The sequence below is a fragment of the Paenibacillus sp. cl6col genome (assembly GCF_900102125.1).
GTDB lineage: Bacteria > Bacillota > Bacilli > Paenibacillales > Paenibacillaceae > Paenibacillus_B > Paenibacillus_B suaedae.
Map to the genome: position 1 here is coordinate 1 of NZ_FNAZ01000011.1, position 21923 is coordinate 21923.

The window sequence follows — 21923 nt, forward strand, 5'->3', positions numbered from 1 at the left end:
CGCCGCAGGTCCATCCATAAGTGGCAGATTGCTCCGCCTTTCTCATCTCCCTCATGCGAGGAAAATGCCTATCTGGTATTAGCTCACGTTTCCGTGGGTTATCCCAGTCTTATGGGCAGGTTACCTACGTGTTACTCACCCGTCCGCCGCTAACCATCAGGAGTGCAAGCACTCCATCAAGTCCGCTCGACTTGCATGTATTAGGCACGCCGCCAGCGTTCGTCCTGAGCCAGGATCAAACTCTCCGTTAAAGTTAAGTTTGAACTGCTCATATCTTTTGACGAGGTATTGCTACCTCATTCACAAACGTTGCTCGTTGTTCAGTTTTCAAAGAACTTGTATTTCTATTTAAGCAGCTAATGTCTTGTGTCATCAGCGCTTAATTATTATATCCAATCGACATTTTCTTGTCAACAACTTTTTTTAAGTTGTTTTTGTTGTTTCTTTCAACAAGTTTCGTGTCGAAGTGACAAGAAATAATTTATCATATATCCCCCTATACTTGCAATAAGAAAAAAATTACATTTGATATAAAGTGATGAAGAGCGGTATATAATATGCCGCCCTTCATCCTTATTACCTATTAGCCGCTGTCATTCTGTCTGTTTGGTTCACTGTAATACGAGAATGCTCTCCGTCTCCGGTAATCAAAGCACCATCCTTAATCGTAACGATCCGATCACATAAGTCGAGCACACGCTCATCGTGGGTGACCATGACAGCAGCCTTTTGTCTAGATTTCACTTCGGCAGCGAGCATCTCCACTACTGCTCTGCCCCGCTTGGAATCAAGGCTCGCTGTTGGTTCATCTGCTAGTATAAGATTAGCGTCATTCATCATCGCTCGTGCGATCGCAACACGCTGCCGCTCTCCGCCAGACAACTTATCCGGATAGTGATGCATGCGATGCACCATATCCACTTCTTTCAGCAGTTCCACCGCTCTATCATTCGCAATCTGGTCGCTGCATTTCGCCAGCTTCGCCACTAGACGCAGTTGGTCAATTACCGTTAGATAAGGGACTAGATTAGAGGATTGAAATACAAACCCGATATGCTCTAACCGAACACGGTTAAGCTTTCCCGGAGATACAGCAGTAACATCCGTTCCTCCAATCATAACGCGGCCGCTCGTTGGTGTAAGCAGTGCACCTGCAATAGAAAGAAACGTACTTTTCCCCGAGCCCGATGGGCCTACAACCGCCACAAACTCACCTTTTCCCACACGAAGTGATACTTGCTTAAGTGCCGTTACTACCGTGTCCCCTTCCCCATAGCTTTTACTCACTTTATCCATTACGAGTATATCTGTCATCTACTCCACCCTCCCAATCGCTTCTATGGCATCTACCTTCGCAATTCTACGAAGTGACAATAACGCGCCTACGATGGAGACCCCGATAAGCAGTGCCGAGTATGGCGCAAGTACACCTACTCCCAATTCAAACGGCATCGTATCCGGGAACATAGAGGTCATCCCGAAGGTTAACCCAATACTGAGCGCAACCGATACAATCGCAAGCATTGCCACTTGACCTATTAGATTGGTGGCCAGGTAAGAGGTGCTCGCCCCAATCGCCTTAAGAACGCCGAACTGATTCGTTTTTTGCAACGTAATAACATAGAAGAACACGGCTTGAACAAACGCCGCTATCACTACTAAGAAGGACAGCATCATGGAAAGCGAGCTCTGTTCTTCCTTATATCCTGGAATCCCCTTCAGCGCTTCCTGCTTCGTTGCGATCTGAATTCCTTCTACTTTATCAGTAAGAGTCTGTTTGATTGCTCCATCTCCCGTAACCGCTACTGCATTTAGATTCGGCATTCGCTGGTCAAGGGAAGTCATAAGCGAATTCAATCCCTCCATGTCCATAAAGACGACCGGCATATGACTTATCGACTGATGCTCCGCAAAACCTACTACATTCAAAACTGCGTCAGTATCTTTAATATGAAGCGTATCTCCCAGTTTGACACCCTTCACCTTAAGCGACGCATCCACTACAACCTCATGGTTCCCGCTTCCGGACAATGATTTCCCTTCCGTAACCTTCGGCATAAGAATGCTGTTATGTTCAATGGCGAACAGCGTTACATCTACTTTCTTGTCCGCCTGCTCTGACGCCACTGTTAGCATCGTCTGAATAAGTGGAGCTGCAGCCGTTACTCCTTCTTGTGCTCTTATCTCTTCAAGCTTCTCCTCCTTAAGTGAGGAACGATTCAATTTATTATCGCTATCTGCTTGGAAGACAAGATAGTCTGCATTCATTTCCTTAATGGCTGACGTTGTTGCAGCTGATAGACCATTCGCAAGCCCTGATACGATAAACGTCAAACAGGCAACCAGCACCATAATGAGTCCAATCAGCATAAATCTCGATTTGGCATGCTTCATTTCTCGAATCGCCAAGAACATCTCTCTTTCACTCCTATCTACTACAGAATATGAATTCAAAGGCAGCGGCCTACCGCATAGCAAGCCTCTTCTGCTTCGGTATTCCGAGTCAAGCTCTAACCGAACTTCTCTGTGAACATGTTCTTATTGTAGATAGGCTTCATGAACCGAATATGAACATCCGATTACAGTTCGACTTATATAGAAGGAAGAATTAAAGTTATCAGCGTGTTCGACATCTGATCATGATTGAATGGGGAAAGCAATAATAGTTCTTATGAAGGAACAAGTTCACCGTGGATACGGAGCACAAATTTTCATTGTCCAAGTGAAGAGGCGATCGTTTGCCTACAAAAAAAGAGCAAGTATTTACCCCATGATGAGATAAATACCCGCTCCTATTCTTGCAGCAATTAGCAATTACATTGTTATATTCAATTCGATACGAGCTGCACTCTCTGGAAGCTTCACACGAAGCTCCTGACGTGCTGCGTCATAGCTCCAACCGGAAACTTGCTTAGCCAACTGCTCAGCAGATACGGATCCGCCGAGTTCGCCAACGCTCTTCGGAGCAGATGCAAGACCGATCAGGCGGAAACAGATGCTGTCGCGCTCGGACTCATAGCCACGTGTTGTATATTCCGTAGACAACTGAATGCACTGTTCGGACTCTGTCACTTGGATCAACATTTTGTTCCATTTGCCGTTCTCATATTCGAACGTCAAGCCGTCATCTTCATACCATTCAAATTGAGAAGTATGGCCTGCGCCTTGCAAGTAAGCGACTGCTGCCACATACTCTTCTGCAGCCTTCTCGCCTGCATGCTGACGTACTGGGCCTTGCAACAGAATAGCTCCTGAACGAACGAAGATCGGAAGCTTCTCAAGCGGTGCATGCACATGAATATGCTGCTTGCCTGCAAACCGCTCCCCGTTCCAGTAGTCCACCCACTCGCCTTCTGGTAAATATACGGAACGGTATTGTGTATTTGGACGATAAATTGGCGCGATGATAACCGAATCACCAACCAAGAACTGATCGCACAGGTTGTATACTTCAGGATCTGTCGGGTATTCCAGTACAAGCGGACGCATGAATGGAAGACCTGTTGTAGAAGCTTCATAGAACCAGTGGTACAGGTAAGGCATCCATTCGTAGCGCATCGAAATGTACTGCTGGCAGATCTTCTCGATTTCTTCACCGAACGACCATGGCTCCTGACGAAGCATATCAATCGCACTATGGTTGCGGACATATGGGAAAAATACACCCATTTGCGTCCAGCGAGCAAGCAATTCGCCGCTAGTATGGTGTGCAAATCCACCGATATCCGGACCTGCAAACGGTACACCGGATACGCCCAGGTTCAATACCATTGGCATTGCCATAGACATATGTTCCCAGAAGCTGCGGTTGTCGCCTGTCCATACGGCTGCATAGCGCTGTACACCGCTGTAGCCTGCACGTGTCAAGACGAACGGACGCTTGCCTTCAAGCAACGCCTTTAAGCCTTCGTAGCTTGCTTGGGACATGAACATGCCGTACAGATTGTGAATTTCACCATGCGTCTTGCGGTCGCCTTCATTTTTATGAATGACGTTCACGTCCATCGTCTTCGTTTCATTGAAGATTGCTGGCTCGTTCATGTCGTTCCAGATGCCATCGATGCCGAGTTCGGTATAGAAGCTCTGCTTCTCCTTCCACCAGTCACGCACGCGTGATTCCGTGAAGTCTGGGAATGCACTCTCTCCAGGCCATACTGGCCCTGTGTAGATTTCGCCTTCCGCTGTCTTACAATAATAGTCGTTGTCGACACCTTCCATATATACCGCGTACAACGGATCCTTCTTCACGCCTGGATCGACGATCGGCACGATGTGGAAGCCAAGCTCTTTGAGCTGATCCATCATGTCCTTCGGATTCGGGAAACGATTCTCATCGAATGTGAAGACACGATATCCGTTCATATAGTGAATGTCGAGATGGATAACATCACATGGAATTTCCTTCTCACGGAACGTATGAGCCAAGTTCAATACTTCCTGCTCATCCATGTAGCTGTAACGGGATTGGTGATAGCCAAGTGCCCATTTTGGCGGCAGTGGCATACGTCCTGTCAAATCACCGTAGCGGATAATAACATCCTTCATCGATGGCCCTTCGATCCAATACAAATCAAATTCGCCTGTCGATGTTTGCATCATCGCCATATCGGCAAACGTACGCATATCAAATACGGTTTTGCCTGGGTTATCCAAGAACAAGCCATAACTATTGCCTTGGTTCAAGACCGTCAAGAACGGGATAGATTGATACAATGCTTCCATTTCCGGTACATGCGGTGCATATACATCTGAGTTCCACATCGTATAGCGCTCGCCGCGCTTGTCGAGGAAGCCTGTTTTCTCACCTAGTCCGTAAATATGGTCGTCCTTGTCCAGGGCAACAAATGCCGTATAGTCGCCCACGGATTCACGGTTACGCTGCAGGCTGACCAATTCTACATTTGGCTGGCTCTCGTTGCTAATGCGGAACGCACCAGATTGACGATCCACTTCGAGAAGCGTGTGGCCGATTGTAATAGATACAAGCTCCTCCGTAGTAGACCACTTCATCGTTTGTGGAATACGACTGTCCTTGTTCACGATTGCCGGGGACGTCTTCCAGTCCGGCTGATGTCCTCTATATGTCTTGATGCGGATTACTCCGGCACCAACTGAAGTGATTGCGAGATTGAAGTATTTACCGACTAGCCATAACGAACCATCTTGCTCAGCAACACGAGAGATCGCTCCTAGCTGTACACCTGTCTGTGTATGTGTCTGTTCACTTGCATTGTCCGGATGTATAGCTGCACTAGTATCTTGCATGATAATCCCTCCGCTGTTCTACCCTAGAATTTGTATCGTCCGCTTTTTGATCACGAGATCATTTACGATGCAACCGGGCATCGAGTCTTGCATTTACTCATGGAGTTCATGCAACCTTCCCAATGATGAAAAGCGGACTTTCTTTCTGCCTAAGTTAAAACCTTCATTTCCCTCTGCACATACCGCAGGCTCATCAGCCCTTGCTTGCACCTGCTGTCAAGCCTTCCACGAGGAAGCGCTGCAGGAACAAGTACAGTAGTGCAATCGGAACTGCGATCAATACCGCACCAGCGGCAAACATCGTAAAGTTCGTCGATGCATTATTGACCATGTCCCACAGTCCAATCGCCAGTGTGTAGTTCTCTTTGGAGCGAAGGACGAGACGGGCGAAAATAAAGTCACCCCATGCGCCGGCAAATGTCATTAGTCCCACGTACGTAATCATCGGCTTCGACAATGGCAGCATGATTTTACGGAATACAATCCAGTGCGTTGCACCATCGATGCGAGCGGATTCCTCCAAGCTCTTCGGAATCGTATCGAAGAAGCCTTTGACAACAAATGCCCCTAGCGGCGCACCCGCTGAATATACGAGAATCAACGCGAAATGCGTATCAAGCAAGTTCAATTGCATCAGCAAAATGTAAATCGCAATCATACTCATGAAGCCTGGGAACATCCCCAGTACAAGCATCCCAGACATGAGGTTTTTACGGCCATAGAACCGGAACCGAGATAATGCGTATGCCGTCATGACGACGAGAATGACACCGAAGATCATATTGAAGGTTGCAATCTTCAATGTATTCAAGTACCACAGTCCATATTGATATTCCTTAGAAGTAAACAAGCTTACGTAATGTTCAAAAGTCGGATTGCTTGGAATGAGCGAATCACTGAACAGCGAGGTACCCGGACGAATGGATGACATGACGATCCAAATTGTCGGATACAGGACGCATACTGCAATTGCAATAAGCAGCAAATAACTGAAGGACAGACGAATAAGCGACTTTTTCTTAGCTCCTGTACTCATTGGATCATGTCCTCCTCTTTGAATGATTTCGTCCGGCGGTAACTCCAGATCGAAAGAGATGCAACAATAATAAAGATGATAATACCGATCGCTGCTGCGATGTTGTACTTGTTGTTATCGAGTGTCAGCTTATATAACCACGTAACAAGCAAGTCGGTGCTTCCCGCGTACTGGTACTCACCATTTGGCGGGTTACCGTTCGTCAGCAAGAAAATAACGTTAAAGTTGTTAATATTACCTGCGAACTGACCAATCAAAATTGGTGCTGTTGAATACAGAATCATCGGCATCGTAATGGCCTTGAACTTATGCCATGCAGTTGCTCCATCTACCTCAGCCGCTTCATACATATCTTTAGGAATGGTTGTCAAGATCCCGATAACAAGTACCATCGTAACGGGAATACCTACCCACATGTTGACAATCAATACCGTTACTTTCGCCCAGAAAGGATCAGAGAGCCATGGAAGCTTACCTAAGCCGAAGTAGCTCAAGTATTGGTTGATCGGCCCAAATTCTCCGTTAAACATGTTCTTCATAATCAAGAACGACAACATTTGTGGAATTGCGTATGGGATGATGAAGATTGTGCGCCACATGGTCTTCATTTTCACACCCGGTTGTTGAATCAAGAGTGCGACCAGAATACCGCCGAAGTAGCAAGTAACGGTAGCAAGTATTGCCCAAATGATGGTCCATGTCAGTACGCCATAGAACGTGCCGCTCCATGTACCAAGCTGTAGAAGATCAACAAAGTTCTGGAATCCAACCCAGCTGACCAGATTTTTCGGTGGAACATGATCCGGTGCAGAATAGTTCGTAAAGGCAAGCAAAATCATAAAGATGATCGGCATGATCGTAAAGAACAATACCGCTGTTGCTGGCAGTGCCAGGAACAAGTAAGCAAACTTCGTTTCTTTGACATATGCCAAACTTTCAAGGAAGTTATTCGGTTTCTTGCCTTCTTCCCGCAGCTTCCCAACTGCTTTCGCGTCTTTGACGACGAGTACGTATATCCAGATGAAGATAAACAAGACAAGAAGTGTGATTAATCCGGTAATGAGCAAATGAATAGAATGGTCACCATGTACGGGTTTGTACACTCTCCCGACCTTAACCATTTGGGATGTTTGTGTTCCGAGCGTGTATATTCCCCATATCGCTCGCGGCAAATAGTTAATCAGGTAAAATAGTCCGACTGCTTCAAGCAGCATCAGCAAAATACCTTTGAGGTACTGACGATTAAAGAGTTGCCCCAATCCCCAGAACAGAGCAGACAACACAGCTGCCTTCTTGCCTGTGCCAGGCGAAGCTTTCATTGGCGACGGCTCTTGCGAAGGACTATTCGTATGGTTTGCGGTTGTCGACACCGATTGTGTAGTGCTCATATCGCCTTTCTCCTTTCCTACTCTCCAATAGCTATCCAATAAGTATGCATGGTAGGCATGTATCTAGGAGGTCTGTCTAACAAACAGCCCGGGCAAGCGTGATTCACTCCCCGGGCCACTTGTGTTACTCCTTACTTGATCGCATCTTTTATTTGTTTAACGGCGTTATCAAGCGCTGCCTTAGGATCTTTGCCTTTATTCAAAATGTCTGCCAAGCCTGCGGCCATTGGGCTCCACACGTTACCCATCTCAGGGATAACCGGCATTGGGTAGGAGTTCTTGAATTGCTCAAGTACAGCTACTGTGAATGGATCGCTTGTTACTTTTGGATCTGCTGCTGCTTCTTTATTAGAAGGAACAAGACCGTTCAATTCGTAGCTCTTCAATTGAGCTTCCTTCGTGGAAGCGAACTCTGCGAACAATTTCGCTGCATTTGGATATTTCGTGTAAGAGTTAACATACCAAGCTTTTACACCAGAGAATGTTTTGGACGGTTGGCCGTCAATGCTAGGAATTGGAGCTGCACCCAGGTTAATGCCTGTTTTCTTCAAGTCTTGGATTGCCCAAGGCCCATCGACGTTCATTGCCAATTGGCCGTTCGCGAACAAACCTTTCTTAACATCGCCTGTTACGTCAGACGTCGTAAGTGGAAGCACTTGCTTCGCAAAGTTTTGCAGGAACTGAGCACCCTTCAATGCGCCTTCGTTGTTCAAGCCAACGTCTGTCTTGTCAGTGCCTTCTTTACCGAATACATATCCTCCCGTGGAAGCGAGGAACAAGTAGTCATAGTAGAAGTTTCCGATTTCCCACATGTACGTATATTTTTTATTTTTCAAGTCATTCATTTTCTTCGAAAGCTCAATTACTTCTTCCATTGACTTAGGTGCTTCTGGAACAAGATCCTTGTTGTAGAACATGATGAGTGTTTCTACGGAACGCGGATAGCCGTACAGCATTCCGTCGTAGCTTGTTGCGTTGATTGCCAATTCAGAGTTTTGTGCACGTGTTTGCTCTTCAAAGTAATCGTTCGGCAAAAGAAGTCCGGCTGTAACTGCCTTACCCAAGTTATCGTGTGGGAATACGACTACATCTGCCCCGATGCCAGCTGGCCCATCATTCATCAGCTTGTTTACTTGGTCAGGTGCTGCTACTTCTTCGTATTTCACGTCAACATTGTACTTCTCTTTGAATTGCTTCGCGATTTCTTCCATAAACGTGCGAGATTCTTTACTTTCCCATACGAGAAGGGATGCGCCCTCTTCCGGCTTAAGCTCTTCGTCGCCTGCACCGTTATTCGCTGTTTCCTCATTCGTCGTTGAGTTGTTGTTCGCAGAGGAGGAATCTTTCCCGCCTGTGGAACATGCTGTGATTGTAAAGACCATCATGACTGACAACAACATTGCTACCCATTTCTTCATGTTAGAAATAGCCCCTTTCAATTCTGGTACAGGATCTGCATGGACAATGCGCAAAGGTGAAGGCTGATGTTGTATTTCAAAGCAATTGCGCTATATTTATGCAAACCTTTGCACAATGAAGTAAAAAAAATGATTCCTTGCTAGTTATAGTGTTGTAAACGGTTACCTTCAAATCGAATTATACACACTGTGCCTATGCATGTAAAGCGTTTGCATAAAACTTTTTTTTGCATTATACTTTGGGACATCAACGGAATATTTTCCATTATTAAGTGAGGTTTCGATTATGGCAGTAACCATTATAGATGTAGCTGAGAAAGCCGGCGTGTCTCCATCTACGGTATCGCGTGTTATTTCCAATGACTCTCGTATCAGTCAGAAGACAAGCCGTAAAGTACGTAAAATCATGGATGAACTCGGATATCACCCGAACGTGATGGCGAAAAGTCTTGTTACGAAAACGACGAATAATATTGGCGTTATCCTCCCCCGCCCTGCGGATGAGTTGTTCCAAAACCAATTCTTCTCCGAAATAATTCGAGGAATTGTGAGTAAAGCTGCGGCATGCCATTACGATGTATTGATGACCTCAGCAACAAATGAAGAGGAAGAAATTAAAGCAGTCGAGAGACTTGTACATGGCCGCAAGGTAGATGGCATTATCCTATTGACTGCACATAAGGATGATCCGAGCATCACTTTCTTGCATGAAAAGAAGTTCCCATTCGTGCTTGTCGGACGCAGTGAGCATTATGCCGATGTTACTTCTGTCGATAACGATAATATTGCAGCATCACAAGCCATTACACGTCATTTGATCGAACTTGGGCATAAACTAATCGCGTTCGTCAGCGGCCCATTCGAACTGACCGTATCAAAGGATCGTCTGGATGGCTACAGTAAAGCTTTGTTAGAGGCCGGCATTCCATTTGATAACAATTATACATTTGAAGGCGCATTCACTCCGGAATCCGCGGGTCAGATTACAGAAAAGCTCCTTCAGCTGGAGCAGCGACCTACTGCGATTATCGCCATCGACGACGTAGTCGCATTCGGCATTATCCGTACGCTCTGGAACAACGGGCTGCGTGTTCCTGAAGATTTCAGTGTTGTGGGCTTCAATAATACGCTATTGGCTGAAATGTGCTTGCCGCAAATCTCTAGTGTAGATATCGGTACGCATCAGATGGGTCAATCCACGGTGCAAGCTCTTGTACAGCGCATTAAGGGCGATGGCTTTGATCAAGCCCGAATTCTTATCCCGCATCAAATTATTTGGAGAGATTCTGTGCAAACGCCTGCATCAGAATAGTTTGTATAAACGATAGTTTAGTAGATCTGTGAATAGTTCTGTGAATAGTGCTGTTCGTAGCGCTGTCCGTAGTTCTGTCTGTAGTTGTTCGAGCGGTCGCTGTTGCTTGAGGTTGTGGACATATGTGTAATTGAATCAACCGGATCAACCCTATAGTTTGAAATACATCGATATAACCTGCAACGAGGAGAATGATCTCATGACCATATCTAGCAAGTGGATGAATTGTTTACGAACGGCATTTCTCGTGTCGGCCATTTCTCTCGTATTTACAGGCTGCCAGTCGCAGGCGACTGCTCCTTCTTCAGATAAGACCGTACAGAACAATAAATCTACCGAGGCTGCTTCGGGGACAGTTACAAGCAAGTTGAAACTGGCTGATGCGTTGACGCCGATGGGGATAAGCAATGGGGTCTACTATGAAATTTTTGTTCGCTCCTTCTACGACACGAATGCAGATGGAATCGGTGACTTAAACGGTGTTACGGCGAAGCTTGATTATTTGCAGAAGCTTGGGGTTAAGCAGCTCTGGTTAATGCCAATCAATCCTTCCCCGTCTTATCATGGCTATGATGTAACGGACTATTACGGAATCAATCCGGACTACGGAACGATGGACGACTTTAAGCGTCTGCTTGAAGAGGCCCATAAGCGAGACATCAAGATTGTGATGGATTTCGTGGTCAATCATACGAGCAGCGAGCATCCGTGGTTCAAGGAATCAATGAAAGGCAAAGACAATCCAAAGCGTGATTGGTATATGTGGGCCGAGGACTTGAAGCTTGATCCAGCAACAAGAGGCGCTTGGGGACAGCAGGCTTGGCATGAGAAAGACGGAAAGCATTATCTCGGTGTCTTCTGGGAAGGCATGCCTGATCTGCATATGGACAATGCTGAGGTACGAGCCGAAATCAAAAAAGCAGCACAATTCTGGCTGAAGCTAGGTGTAGATGGCTTCCGATTGGATGCAGCCAAGCATGTATATGAGGACTTTTACAATACGAGTCAGAATCCAGATGTCGTGCAGAACAATCAAAAATGGTGGCAGGAATTCCGCCAAGCTGTTCAAGAGGTAAATCCTGAAGCCTATCTCGTTGGCGAGGTATGGGATTCTCCAGCGGTTATTGGACCCTTCCTTAAGGATGGACTGCACTCCGCATTCAACTTCGATATGGCGAAGCGAATGATTTCGATGGTGCAGGATGAGAAGGATTCCGATATCGGTTCAATGATGAGCCGTATCTATACGTTTTACAGTAAGCAATCAGACGGCAAGTTCGTCGACGCTCCATTCCTGACGAATCATGATCAGAATCGGGTCATGAGCGAGCTTCAAGGCAATGTGAATCATGCGAAGATGGCTGCTTCCGTACTGCTGACACTGCCAGGCAATCCATTTATTTATTATGGTGAAGAAATCGGCATGCTTGGCTTGAAGCCTGACGAACGACTCCGTGAGCCAATGAAATGGACGGCAGATGAGAAAAGGGCAGGGATGACTACATGGGAGCCCGCTTCTTCAAATAAAACGGTGACTGCTGTAGAGCAGCAGATGAAGGATCCGAGTTCACTGTGGAGCCACTATAAAAAGCTGATTGCGTATCGCAATTCGGATAAGGTGCTGCAGCAGGGCGGCATTCAATCGTATAAAACGAACGTCTCTGAAGTAGCCGGTTATTACCGTGCGACTAAGGAGGACGCACGCCTTGTGCTCCACAACTTGTCCGGCAAAGAGCAACAGATACAATTGTCAGCGGACACGGCTGCTGTACTGGAGACATTGGCGTTCTCTAGTGTGGACGGCGCTGCTCTGAAGGATGGAGCTTGTACACTTCCGCCATACAGTACGATCGTGTTAGCGCCATAACATGTGGAGTTTACAGGCTTTTGGTGAAATGGAGTGCAGTTGTCTAGCGATGGCGATGTCTTTCTGTTTCGGCTAGGTTGGCTATGTAAAGCTATTCGCTTATTTTATTCATATTGTTAATTGTTAATGATGATCTGATTTAATACGACCATGTTAAGGGAGGACTTTAGATGTTACTCGAAGCTATTTATCACCGTCCGAAGCAAAACTGGGCTTATGCGTATGACCGTAAAACCATTCATGTGCGCATCCGTACGAAGAAAAATGATGTTGAGCGTGCTGCCGTTTATTTTGTGGACAAGTTCGATTGCGAAGGCGGTATTGGTAGAGCGGATATCGTTCCGATGACATGTTTGTATCAGGATGAGCTGTTCGACTATTGGCAAGCAGAGGTTGTCCCTCCTTTCCGTCGCTTGGCCTATGCCATTAAGCTAGAATCCGGGGCTGAGCATGTATGGATGACAGAGCGCGGATTCCAAGAGGAAGATCCTGTGCCTGCCCATCGCTGGTTTGAGTATCCGTTCTTAAATCCAGCTGATATCTTCACTCCCCCAGCATGGGTAAAGGATGCGGTATTCTATCAGATCTTCCCTGAGCGCTTTGCGAACGGTGATAAGAGCAATGATCCCGAAGGTCTGCTGCCATGGGGCGGAGAGCCAAAGCCGGATAATTACTTCGGCGGGGATTTGCAAGGGGTTATTGATCACTTAGATCATTTGGAGAAGCTGGGTATTACCGCGATTTACTTTACGCCGATCTTTGAGGCGACTACGAACCATAAGTATGATACGAAAAATTACATGCAGGTCGACCCTCATTTCGGCTCAAACGAGAAGTTGAAAGAGTTAGTTGAATCCTGCCATAGCCGAGGTATTCGCGTTCTTCTTGATGCGGTGTTCAATCATAGTGGTTATGCGTTCGAACCTTATCGGGATGTTCTCGAAAAAGGAGAGCAATCTGCTTACAAAGACTGGTTCCATGTTCGCCAGTTCCCGTTAGAGGTTGTGGACGGGATTCCATCATTCGATACGTTCGCATTTACACCGATGATGCCAAAGCTGAATACGGAAAATCCAGAAGTGAAGAAGTATTTGCTAGAAGTTGCGCGCTACTGGATCGAAGAGGTGGGCATTGATGGCTGGAGATTGGACGTGGCCAACGAGGTCGATCACCAATTCTGGCGTGAGTTCCGTCAAACGGTGAAGGCTGTGAATCCAGACGCCTATATTCTCGGCGAGATGTTCCATGAAGGCATGATGTGGCTGCAGGGTGATCAGTTCGATGCTGTTATGAACTATCCGTTCACGTATGCAATGCATGATTTCTTCGCTGAGGAAAAGGTAGACGGATTGCAGTTCTCGCAGGCGATCCAACATCAGTTAGCGAGCTATCCACAGCAAGCTAATGAAGTGATGTTCAACCTGCTCGACAGTCATGATACGACTCGCCTGCTTACGCTGTGTGGCGGCGACAAGCGCAAAATGAAATTGGCTGCCTTGTTCCAACTGACGTTCCTCGGTACGCCGTGCATCTATTACGGTGATGAAGTAGGCTTGGATGGCGGACATGATCCAGGCTGCCGCAAATGCATGGAATGGGATGTATCGAAGCAGGATCAAGATCTGCTGAGCTTCTATCAGGGCGCAATTGCGCTTCGCCATGCCAACGCTGCGCTTCGTACAGGAAGCTTCCGCTTTGTTCATGCTTTGGAGAGTGACCGAGTAATTGCGTATGAGCGTGCTGATGAGGATGGACGTTGGTTGTTCGTGTTGAATGCATCTGAGGGGACGCGCACAGTGAATGTAGCAGCATTCGATGGCTGTGAAGGAAATTGGACGGACGTTGAGCTGGTCGGCGGTGAAACTAACTGTAATGGAATTCAAGGTTCTAACGCTGGGCTGCAGGTCGAGGTTGAGGGCATGAGCTGGCGGATTTTGAAGCTGGAGAAATAATGTTCTTCATGCAGTAGAAAGGATCTCCTAGTGAAAGCTAGAAGTCTAGTTGGTTGAGTATGAAATATTCATTCTTGCTCTGCTTACCTACTTAAAGAAAAAAGTAGACCGCCCTCTCGCAAAGGAATGCGGTCTACTCCTGTAGATTTACTCACTTCGATAAAGCTAGCCGCTCATTCAGCGGTTATTGTGGGAAGAAGGTCGCAGTTACCGCTGCGATCTTCTTTTTATTGTATCCAAATTTGAACATACATATTCTTACTGTTCAATCGCCTCGATGTATCAGGTAAATAATTGACTAAAATCGTAAATCTAGTTATTTGGAAATGATTGTGATATATTCATAGCAACACAATAATGGCTTATGGGTGGTTGGCTAGTCTCCTGTAAAGGAGGTGATGCCAGTGAGCGTATTTGAAGCATTGAGTCTAATGTTCCTTTTCGGGATGTTCATTCTTGCTTTGCTCACCTACTTAAAGAAAAAGTAGACCGCCCTCTCACAAAGGTATGCGGTCTACTTACGCACTTTTGATAAGCCAACCGCTCATCTAGCGGTTATTGTGGGATGAAGATCACAGTTGGCGCTGTGGTCTTCTGTTTATTATAAGCAAATTGTAGCATACATATTCTTACTGTTCAATAATGCGATTGCTTCAACTGCCGTATAGAACGTAACTATACAGATGCAAAACGTGTCGATTGTGAAAACATATCATTGATGTTGTGTCGATATAGTCACAAATACAGTCAGACATGTAGTCATTTATACAGATACTGATGCTGTTACTACTGTAGTTACTAATACAATTGATCTTTCGCTCACTAGTTTAATCTCTGACATAGTTGAGCATTAGCTTCTATTCCAGCCACTTCTTTCCCTTACCTTTACTTTGATTATTCTTCAGAACTTCCTGTGCCAAGCGCCTCATTCAGTAATTGGATCAGCTCATTCTCGTCAGTAATGACTGGGATTCCGAGTTGCTCGGCTTTGGCGAGCTTACTACCTGCCTTCTCTCCTGCGATAACCAGATCGGTCTTCTTCGATACGCTGCCCGTTACTTTCGCACCGCATGCTTCCAGCTTGGCAGTCGCCTCATCGCGAGTTAGTAATTGCAGTGAACCTGTTAATACGACCGTTTTGCCATAGAATATCGAATCTGTATTTACCTCAGCCGGCTTCTCAGCTGTTTGCGGCTTCACACCCAGTTCCAACATGCGGTCGATGCTCGCGCGGTTAATTGGGTCCGCAAAATACGTTACGATACTGTCGGCCACAATCGCCCCTACATCCTGAATCGCCACGAGCTCCTCTTCAGAAGCCTGCATGATGTTCTCCAGCGTGCCGAAATGCTCAGCCAATGCCTTCGTCGTCGTTTTGCCCGTATTCGGAATTCCGAGCGCGAACAAGAAGGCCGGCAAATCACGTGTTTTACTCTTCTCAAGTGCTGCCAGCAAGTTGCTCGCCTTTTTCTCCCCGAATCGATTCAAACCAACCAATTGATCAAGTGTAAGTGCAAAAAGATCGGACGGCTCATGTACATTCAATTCATCGTGCAGCTGCTCGGCAGTCATCACGCTGAATGTTTCGATGTCCATCGCATCTCGCGAAGCAAAATGCGCCAGCCGTGCAACAATTTGCGGCTTGCAGTTCAGCTTGTTATTGCAGAACAAGTGCGCACCCCGCATCTCAAGTGTGTAACCGCAGGACGGGCATTCTGTCGGATATACGATTTCTTCGCCGCCTTCCTCATCAGGAACACGCCCAAGAATTTCTGGAATGACATCGTTCGATCGACGAATAAATACGCGTGCGCCAAGCGCCTGCTTCAAGTTTTTCCGTTCAATATCACCAATGTTGTTCAGCGTACAGTTCTGTACCGTTACACCTGCCAGCTCAACAGCTTCAACTCGGGCAACTGGCGTAATCTTGCCGGTACGTCCGACTTCCCAGCTAACCGATTCCAGCACGGTTGTTGTTTCTTCCGCCTCGAACTTGAAGGCAACCGCCCAACGCGGGAATTTATCCGTGTATCCAAGCACCTCACGCGTACGCATATCGGTCAGCTTGACGACAGCTCCATCGATTAAGTAATCAAGAGATGGGCGTTGTTCCTGAATCTGATGGAGTTCCGCACGCACCTGCTCAATCGTATCGAAGTACGTGACATACGGATTCACCTTGAATTGATTGTCCTTCAAAAATTGCATCATTTCCTGATGGTTATCGAAAGCAACCCCATCGGCATAGCCTACGTTATAAAAGAAGGCACTCAGCTTCCGCTGTGCTGTCACCTGTGGGTTCAAGTTGCGAAGCGCTCCAGCCGCTGCGTTGCGGGCATTTTTGAGCGGCTCAGCTGCCGTCTTATTATAAGCCTCAAGCACGGACAGGTTCATAATACCTTCACCTTGAACTTCGATCGTCCCTTCCTTGAAAGGTATAGACAGAGGCACGGAACGGATCGTCTTCACCTGTGCAAGAATCCCCTCACCAATGACACCATTTCCACGTGTGGAGGCCTGAACCAGCAGTCCATCCGTGTAAGTCAAATTAAGCGTCAAGCCATCAAACTTCAGCTCCACGACATAAGATGGAGCCGGCAGCGGCTCCTCGTTCGGATGCTTCGTGTTATAATCCTGGATCAGCTTCAGCACGCGCTGGTTCCAAGCGAACAAATCTTCTTCATCCTGCGCTTTGTCTAAGCTCCATAGGCGGGATAGATGACGATGCGGCTCAAATCCTTTGAGCAGATCTCCCCCAACCCGCTGGGTAGGAGAGTCGGGCAATACGATGCCCGTCTCCTTCTCTAATGCTAGCAATTCATCATAAAGCTTATCGTATTCTTTGTCCGAAACGACAGGATTGTCCAGCGTATAATAATGGTGATTGTATCGATGTAATTCCGCCACGAGTTGTTCCATGCGGGTTTGCGCATTCGCATTTGTCAAAGAGGTGGCTCCTTCCTCATTTCAAATCATCTATTGGGTAGTGGTAGTCTACTTATACTTTGTTAACCGGGGCAAAAGCAGCCAATAATCGCTTCACGCCCACTGGCGCTGGGAAGGCGATTTGCAGCTCCGTATCCGTGCCCTCGCCCCTAACCGACACGATTACGCCTACGCCCCACTTGGCATGGGATACTTTATCCCCCGGCTGATAGTCTCCGGCTTTGGCCCCCGCCTGCTTCACTTTGTCTGCTGCAGATGTTACGGTCACACTTGAGCCGCTGCTTGCGGAGGTCTTGCCTGCTCCCGCTCCACCTGCAGCACGCCATCCAGTTTGAGCGCTGCTCCCTATGCCGTTCGTGCCTGGAGTTTGTGCTCCGCCACCACCGCCGGAGTAACCCAACCCACGTCCGCCGTATGAAGCAGAAGCGGCATTGCGGCCATAACGATCGACTCTTCCATAACGTGTGCCTTCAGGCGTTGCATCCTCTTTTAATTCATCTGGTATCTCCTGCAGGAAGCGAGATGGTGGATTGGCACTCGTTCGACCGAACAACGTACGTGTGCGTGCGCAAGTAAGGAATAATTGCTTTTCAGCACGAGTAATGCCCACGTATGCCAGTCGACGTTCCTCTTCCAACTCTTCATTGTCGCTGAATGCACGGCTGTGCGGAAACACGCCTTCTTCCATACCGATGATGAAGACGACTGGAAATTCCAGTCCCTTCGCACTGTGCATTGTCATCAAGATAACGGCATCTTCCTCTTCGTTACCTTCTTCGTCGTTCATGGAATCGATATCTGCAATCAGCGCCAGATCCGTCAGGAATGAAATCAAGGATTTATCCTCATTACGCTGCTCGAATTCCTGCGTAACCGACAAGAACTCGTCGATGTTCTCAAGGCGCGCCTTCGATTCCAGCGTATTCTCTCGCTGCAGCTCAAGCTTGTACTCAGATAGTTCGAGCATTTTCTCCGTCAATTCCGTAACGGACAAATACTCCACCATATGATTCAGATTATCGATAATTGCACGGAACTCCCGCAGAGCGCCCTTGGTTTTCGGCGAAATATCCAAGTCATCCATGTCGGCGATTACTTTCATCATCGATGTACCGCGAGTTGCTGCTGCTTCAGCCAGCTTATTCATTGTCGTAGCTCCGATACCCCGCTTCGGCACATTCACGACACGCTCTAAGCTGATATCATCATCCATATTCGAAATGAGTCGCAGATAAGCAAGCAAGTCCTTAATCTCTTTACGATCATAGAACTTAACGCCGCCTACGATCTGGTACGGAATATCCGACTTGATCAGAATTTCCTCGATAACACGGGATTGCGCATTCGTGCGATACAATATCGCATGGTCGGCGTAATGCTTGTTCGCCATATGGTTCTTTTTAATCTCCGAGGTAACGAAGTAACCCTCATCATGCTCCGTATCTGCTTGATAGAGCTTAATCTTCTCGCCTTCACCCGATTCCGTCCACAGCTTCTTCGGCTTGCGGCCAGTGTTCAGCTTAATGACCCCATTAGCGGCATTCAGAATATTGGAGGTTGAGCGATAGTTCTGCTCCAACATAATCGTCGTAGCCTTCGGGTAATCACCCTCGAAGTTCAAAATATTCGTAATATCGGCACCGCGCCAGCGATAAATCGACTGATCACTATCACCGACAACGCAAATGTTCTGATGCTGATCAGCCAGCATCCGGCACAGCATATATTGCGCACGGTTCGTATCTTGATACTCGTCGACGTGAATGTATTTGAATTTTTTCTGATAGAAATCCAATACTTCAGGGACGTCCTTGAACAACTGAATCGTCGACATGATGAGATCATCGAAATCAAGCGAATTATTGCTCTTCAGACGTTTCTGATACATCGTATATACCTTGGCTACAATTCCATCAAAGTGGTCGCCAATCTTCTGTTCGAAGCGGCTTGGCGTCAGCAATTCGTTTTTCGCCGTGCTAATTGCAGCTTGTACTGCGCGCGGATCGAATTTTTTCGTATCCAGGTTCAATTCCTTCATGCATCCACGGATAACGGACAACTGATCCCCTGAGTCAAGAATCGTGAAGTTCGAGGTAAACCCGATACGTTCAATATCCTTGCGCAGGATTCGCACACACATGGAGTGGAACGTGGATACCCAAATGTCTCTTCCATCTGGACCAACCAGCTTGGATACCCGCTCCTGCATCTCTCGTGCAGCCTTGTTCGTAAACGTAATGGCTAGGATGCTCCATGGCGGTGCCTTCCTCGTAGCGATTAGATATGCAATGCGATGCGTTAGTACTCGCGTCTTGCCTGATCCCGCTCCCGCCATAATGAGCAATGGCCCTTCCGTGGTCTCAACAGCGCGTCGTTGTTCAGGATTCAAGCGCTTGATAGCGTCTTGAATGTCGATAGATGCTCCATACCCTCCGTATACGTTCGAATTTGTGTTCGAATTTGAGTTACCATTGGAATCCGGTCGTAAAAAGTCAAACATTTCGTGCGCAGTCTCCTTTCTGCAGTTATGTGAATGAATGTTTATGTGGTCTAGTTATTATCAATAAGCTATAACGACAACTTTGTCTCTTTTACCGCATGGACGGTCGCGATGGCAGCTTCCAAGTCATCATAGACGACATTGCCTACAACCACTGTATGAGCTGAGGCTGCCGCTTCTTGGGCTTGTTCTACCGTACGGATTCCGCCACCGTAGAAGAGCTGGGCTTGGCTCAGTGAGCCTTTTACCTTCTTCACTAGCTCCATATCGCCAAACATGCCGCTGTACTCCACATACACGACAGGAAGACGCATCAGTCTGTCCCCTGCCTGTGCGTACGCAGCTGCTTCTGCTGGAGACAATTGCGTATCCGCTCCTGTAATCTTAGCTGCTGTAGCATCTGGATTCAAAATAATATACCCTTCTGGGATTAACAAATCCCATGGGATCATATAACCATATTGTTGAATCGCTTCACGATGCTGACCAATCAGCCAATTGGCGTTATTCGTGTTCAGCACCATTGGTATCATATAAGCATCAAAGCCAGGCACGACCGCATCCAATTCCGACACTTCGAGGACGGTCGGCAGTTCATATCTCCGAATTCGGGACATCAAGTCTACCGTGTTCTCGAAAGTGACTCCGCTCGATCCCCCGACCATTATGGCATCAGTTCCAGATAAACATACACGATCCAGCGCCTCATCGCCAATTTCTTTGTCCGGGTCAAGCTTGAATACGTGCCGCCAGTCATCTATCGGTTGTAAAGGCGTCTTCACGTGCGTTTCCTCCAGGTCTGCCGCTCACGGATGTAAGTGGTACGATGAGCGACCTTAATTTAAAAGTTCTATATTGTAGTGTACCAGAAATATGCCTAGGGGTGGAGGGAAATGGGTGCCATATATGAGGCTGAGAAATAAGAGCGAATAGAATGTATGTTCTTATTGTAATGAAAGGTAAGGGAAATGTCACGAGGGAATTGATGTAGCATCAGAAATATAGCAATCGTTCATTTTATCAAAATATATAAGACCCCCAAAAGGACACACCAGAGGATGACTCCTGTTATAAAGGAAATAATCCAGCCTCGTCCTACTTCAAGTTGTTCATCATCTTCTTCATGAAAGTAAGGCATAAAACAACTCCCCAAATGTGAAATATATTCACAGTGTGGGGAGTTTGTGTCTAAGTTTAAACTCAAAATATACATTTTGTAATCTGGATACTTTTTTATTCTGATTCTCTAGTAATTGCGACCTCACTGTGACCGCTATGTAAATCTATTTTCTTATTACTAAGATTAATGACCTCACGCACAAGATAGAGCGGTCTCCTTTTGGTTTCATTATAGATACGACCAATATATTCCCCAATAACGCCAAGAGTTATTAACTGAACTCCACCAAAAAATAATATCGCCACCATTAGTGAGGGGTAGCCTGGAACTGGATTACCTCCAACTAAAGTAGATACGATCATAAAGCCTGCATAAATTAATGCCAGAATTGATATAGCGAAGCCTAAATACATTGCAATTTGCAACGGTGCGAAACTAAATGATGTTATTCCCTCAATTGCAAAATTCCATAGCTTCCAGTAGTTAAAACTAGTTTTTCCGGCAAATCTAGGTTCCCGTTGATAAATGATACTTGTTTGTTTAAACCCTACCCAGCTGAATAGCCCCTTCATAAAACGATGTTGTTCCGGCAACTGATTAAGTGCATCTACAACTTGCCGGGACATCAAACGGAAATCCCCTGTGTCTGCAGGAATATTTATTCGTGTTATTTTTTGAATAAATCGATAGAAAAGGTGGGCAGTAGCCTTTTTAACAAAAGTCTCACCTTCCCTTCTAGCACGAGTTGCGTATACAACATCATAACCTTCTTGCCATTTTTCAATAAGTTGGGGGATCAACTCCGGAGGATCCTGAAGATCAGCATCAATTGGTATAACAGCATCCCCTGTTGAGTATCTAAGTCCCGCCGTCATCGCGATTTCTTTCCCAAAATTTCTAGACAGGTCAACAACTTTTATGCGTTTATCTTTTGTAGCAATTGCTGAAATACGAGAAAGAGTTTGATCCTTACTCCCATCATTTACACATACTATTTCATATTGATAATTATTTGATTCAAGTACATTGGTAATCTTGGAATAAAAATACTGAATATTTTCTTCCTCATTGTACATTGGGACTACAATTGAAAGTTTAAATTCCATGGCTCTCCCTAGA

14 protein-coding genes and 1 rRNA gene are annotated in these 21923 nt (G+C 46.5%); 4 read left to right on the plus strand and 11 right to left on the minus strand.

From position 1 onward, the window contains the following. The 7 genes from BLS15_RS23580 to BLS15_RS23610 all read right to left on the minus strand — a co-directional run. Window positions 1-251 (minus strand): 16S ribosomal RNA (locus BLS15_RS23580); the annotation flags it as partial. A gap of 325 nt (window positions 252-576) precedes the next feature. Further along, window positions 577-1314 carry an ABC transporter ATP-binding protein gene (locus BLS15_RS23585; protein WP_021257052.1) on the minus strand — a complete coding sequence of 246 codons (738 nt, stop codon included), beginning with the start codon at window positions 1312-1314 and terminating at the stop codon, window positions 577-579. Next, window positions 1315-2415: an ABC transporter permease gene (locus BLS15_RS23590; RefSeq protein ID WP_021257053.1), complete on the minus strand. Its 1101-nt coding sequence runs from the start codon at window positions 2413-2415 to the stop codon at window positions 1315-1317. 399 nt (window positions 2416-2814) lie between these two features. Beyond that, window positions 2815-5265: a glycoside hydrolase family 31 protein gene (locus BLS15_RS23595; protein ID WP_090514053.1), complete on the minus strand. Its 2451-nt coding sequence runs from the start codon at window positions 5263-5265 to the stop codon at window positions 2815-2817. 193 nt (window positions 5266-5458) lie between these two features. Further along, on the minus strand, window positions 5459-6301 hold the full coding sequence (locus BLS15_RS23600) for a sugar ABC transporter permease (RefSeq protein ID WP_021257055.1): 843 nt from the start codon (window positions 6299-6301) through the stop codon (window positions 5459-5461). After that, window positions 6298-7620, minus strand: coding sequence for a carbohydrate ABC transporter permease (locus BLS15_RS23605; RefSeq protein WP_028533447.1), 1323 nt, complete (start codon window positions 7618-7620; stop codon window positions 6298-6300). Before BLS15_RS23605 ends, BLS15_RS23600 begins: the two co-directional genes overlap by 4 nt. A 200-nt stretch (window positions 7621-7820) precedes the next feature. Beyond that, window positions 7821-9107: a sugar ABC transporter substrate-binding protein gene (locus BLS15_RS23610; protein WP_021257057.1), complete on the minus strand. Its 1287-nt coding sequence runs from the start codon at window positions 9105-9107 to the stop codon at window positions 7821-7823. A 286-nt stretch (window positions 9108-9393) separates the two neighbouring features. On the opposite strand from BLS15_RS23610, the gene BLS15_RS23615 reads away from it, so the two are divergent. The 4 genes from BLS15_RS23615 to BLS15_RS29885 all read left to right on the plus strand — a co-directional run bounded on the left by BLS15_RS23615 (window position 9394) and on the right by BLS15_RS29885 (window position 14726). Further along, window positions 9394-10419, plus strand: coding sequence for a LacI family DNA-binding transcriptional regulator (locus BLS15_RS23615; protein WP_028533446.1), 1026 nt, complete (start codon window positions 9394-9396; stop codon window positions 10417-10419). Window positions 10420-10618: 199 nt separating this feature from the next. After that, on the plus strand, window positions 10619-12286 hold the full coding sequence (locus tag BLS15_RS23620) for an alpha-amylase family glycosyl hydrolase (protein ID WP_254777396.1): 1668 nt from the start codon (window positions 10619-10621) through the stop codon (window positions 12284-12286). Window positions 12287-12456: 170 nt separating this feature from the next. Then, complete coding sequence (locus tag BLS15_RS23625; protein WP_090514059.1) at window positions 12457-14238, plus strand: alpha-glycosidase; 1782 nt, start codon at window positions 12457-12459, stop codon at window positions 14236-14238. Window positions 14239-14636: 398 nt separating this feature from the next. Then, entirely contained in the window at window positions 14637-14726 is a 90-nt protein-coding gene (locus tag BLS15_RS29885; protein ID WP_254912210.1) for a putative holin-like toxin, read from the plus strand. 406 nt (window positions 14727-15132) lie between these two features. On the opposite strand, the gene ligA is transcribed toward BLS15_RS29885, so the two are convergent. The 4 genes from ligA to BLS15_RS23645 form a co-directional block, all read right to left on the minus strand. Continuing rightward, window positions 15133-17184, minus strand: coding sequence for an NAD-dependent DNA ligase LigA (gene ligA, locus BLS15_RS23630; protein ID WP_268631779.1), 2052 nt, complete (start codon window positions 17182-17184; stop codon window positions 15133-15135). A gap of 52 nt (window positions 17185-17236) precedes the next feature. Beyond that, the gene (gene pcrA / locus BLS15_RS23635; RefSeq protein WP_254777397.1) at window positions 17237-19684 is read right to left on the minus strand and encodes a DNA helicase PcrA; all 2448 of its coding nucleotides are present in this window, start codon (window positions 19682-19684) and stop codon (window positions 17237-17239) included. 68 nt (window positions 19685-19752) lie between these two features. Continuing rightward, window positions 19753-20466 (minus strand): heptaprenylglyceryl phosphate synthase, encoded by a 714-nt coding sequence (locus BLS15_RS23640; protein ID WP_090514061.1) that lies wholly within the window; start codon window positions 20464-20466, stop codon window positions 19753-19755. Window positions 20467-20917: 451 nt separating this feature from the next. Beyond that, entirely contained in the window at window positions 20918-21910 is a 993-nt protein-coding gene (locus tag BLS15_RS23645; RefSeq protein WP_175460827.1) for a glycosyltransferase family 2 protein, read from the minus strand. Window positions 21911-21923 lie beyond the last annotated feature (13 nt).

What these genes read in the sequence shown, in the direction of transcription:
- BLS15_RS23585 (WP_021257052.1), bottom strand. Translation starts at nt 1,314, where the DNA reads ATGACAGATATACTCGTAATGGATAAAGTGAGTAAAAGCTATGGGGAA.
- BLS15_RS23590 (WP_021257053.1), bottom strand. Translation starts at nt 2,415, where the DNA reads ATGTTCTTGGCGATTCGAGAAATGAAGCATGCCAAATCGAGATTTATG.
- BLS15_RS23595 (WP_090514053.1), bottom strand. Translation starts at nt 5,265, where the DNA reads ATGCAAGATACTAGTGCAGCTATACATCCGGACAATGCAAGTGAACAG.
- BLS15_RS23600 (WP_021257055.1), bottom strand. Translation starts at nt 6,301, where the DNA reads ATGAGTACAGGAGCTAAGAAAAAGTCGCTTATTCGTCTGTCCTTCAGT.
- BLS15_RS23605 (WP_028533447.1), bottom strand. Translation starts at nt 7,620, where the DNA reads ATGAAAGCTTCGCCTGGCACAGGCAAGAAGGCAGCTGTGTTGTCTGCT.
- BLS15_RS23610 (WP_021257057.1), bottom strand. Translation starts at nt 9,107, where the DNA reads ATGAAGAAATGGGTAGCAATGTTGTTGTCAGTCATGATGGTCTTTACA.
- BLS15_RS23615 (WP_028533446.1), top strand. Translation starts at nt 9,394, where the DNA reads ATGGCAGTAACCATTATAGATGTAGCTGAGAAAGCCGGCGTGTCTCCA.
- BLS15_RS23620 (WP_254777396.1), top strand. Translation starts at nt 10,619, where the DNA reads ATGACCATATCTAGCAAGTGGATGAATTGTTTACGAACGGCATTTCTC.
- BLS15_RS23625 (WP_090514059.1), top strand. Translation starts at nt 12,457, where the DNA reads ATGTTACTCGAAGCTATTTATCACCGTCCGAAGCAAAACTGGGCTTAT.
- BLS15_RS29885 (WP_254912210.1), top strand. Translation starts at nt 14,637, where the DNA reads ATGCCAGTGAGCGTATTTGAAGCATTGAGTCTAATGTTCCTTTTCGGG.
- pcrA (WP_254777397.1), bottom strand. Translation starts at nt 19,684, where the DNA reads ATGTTTGACTTTTTACGACCGGATTCCAATGGTAACTCAAATTCGAAC.
- BLS15_RS23645 (WP_175460827.1), bottom strand. Translation starts at nt 21,910, where the DNA reads ATGGAATTTAAACTTTCAATTGTAGTCCCAATGTACAATGAGGAAGAA.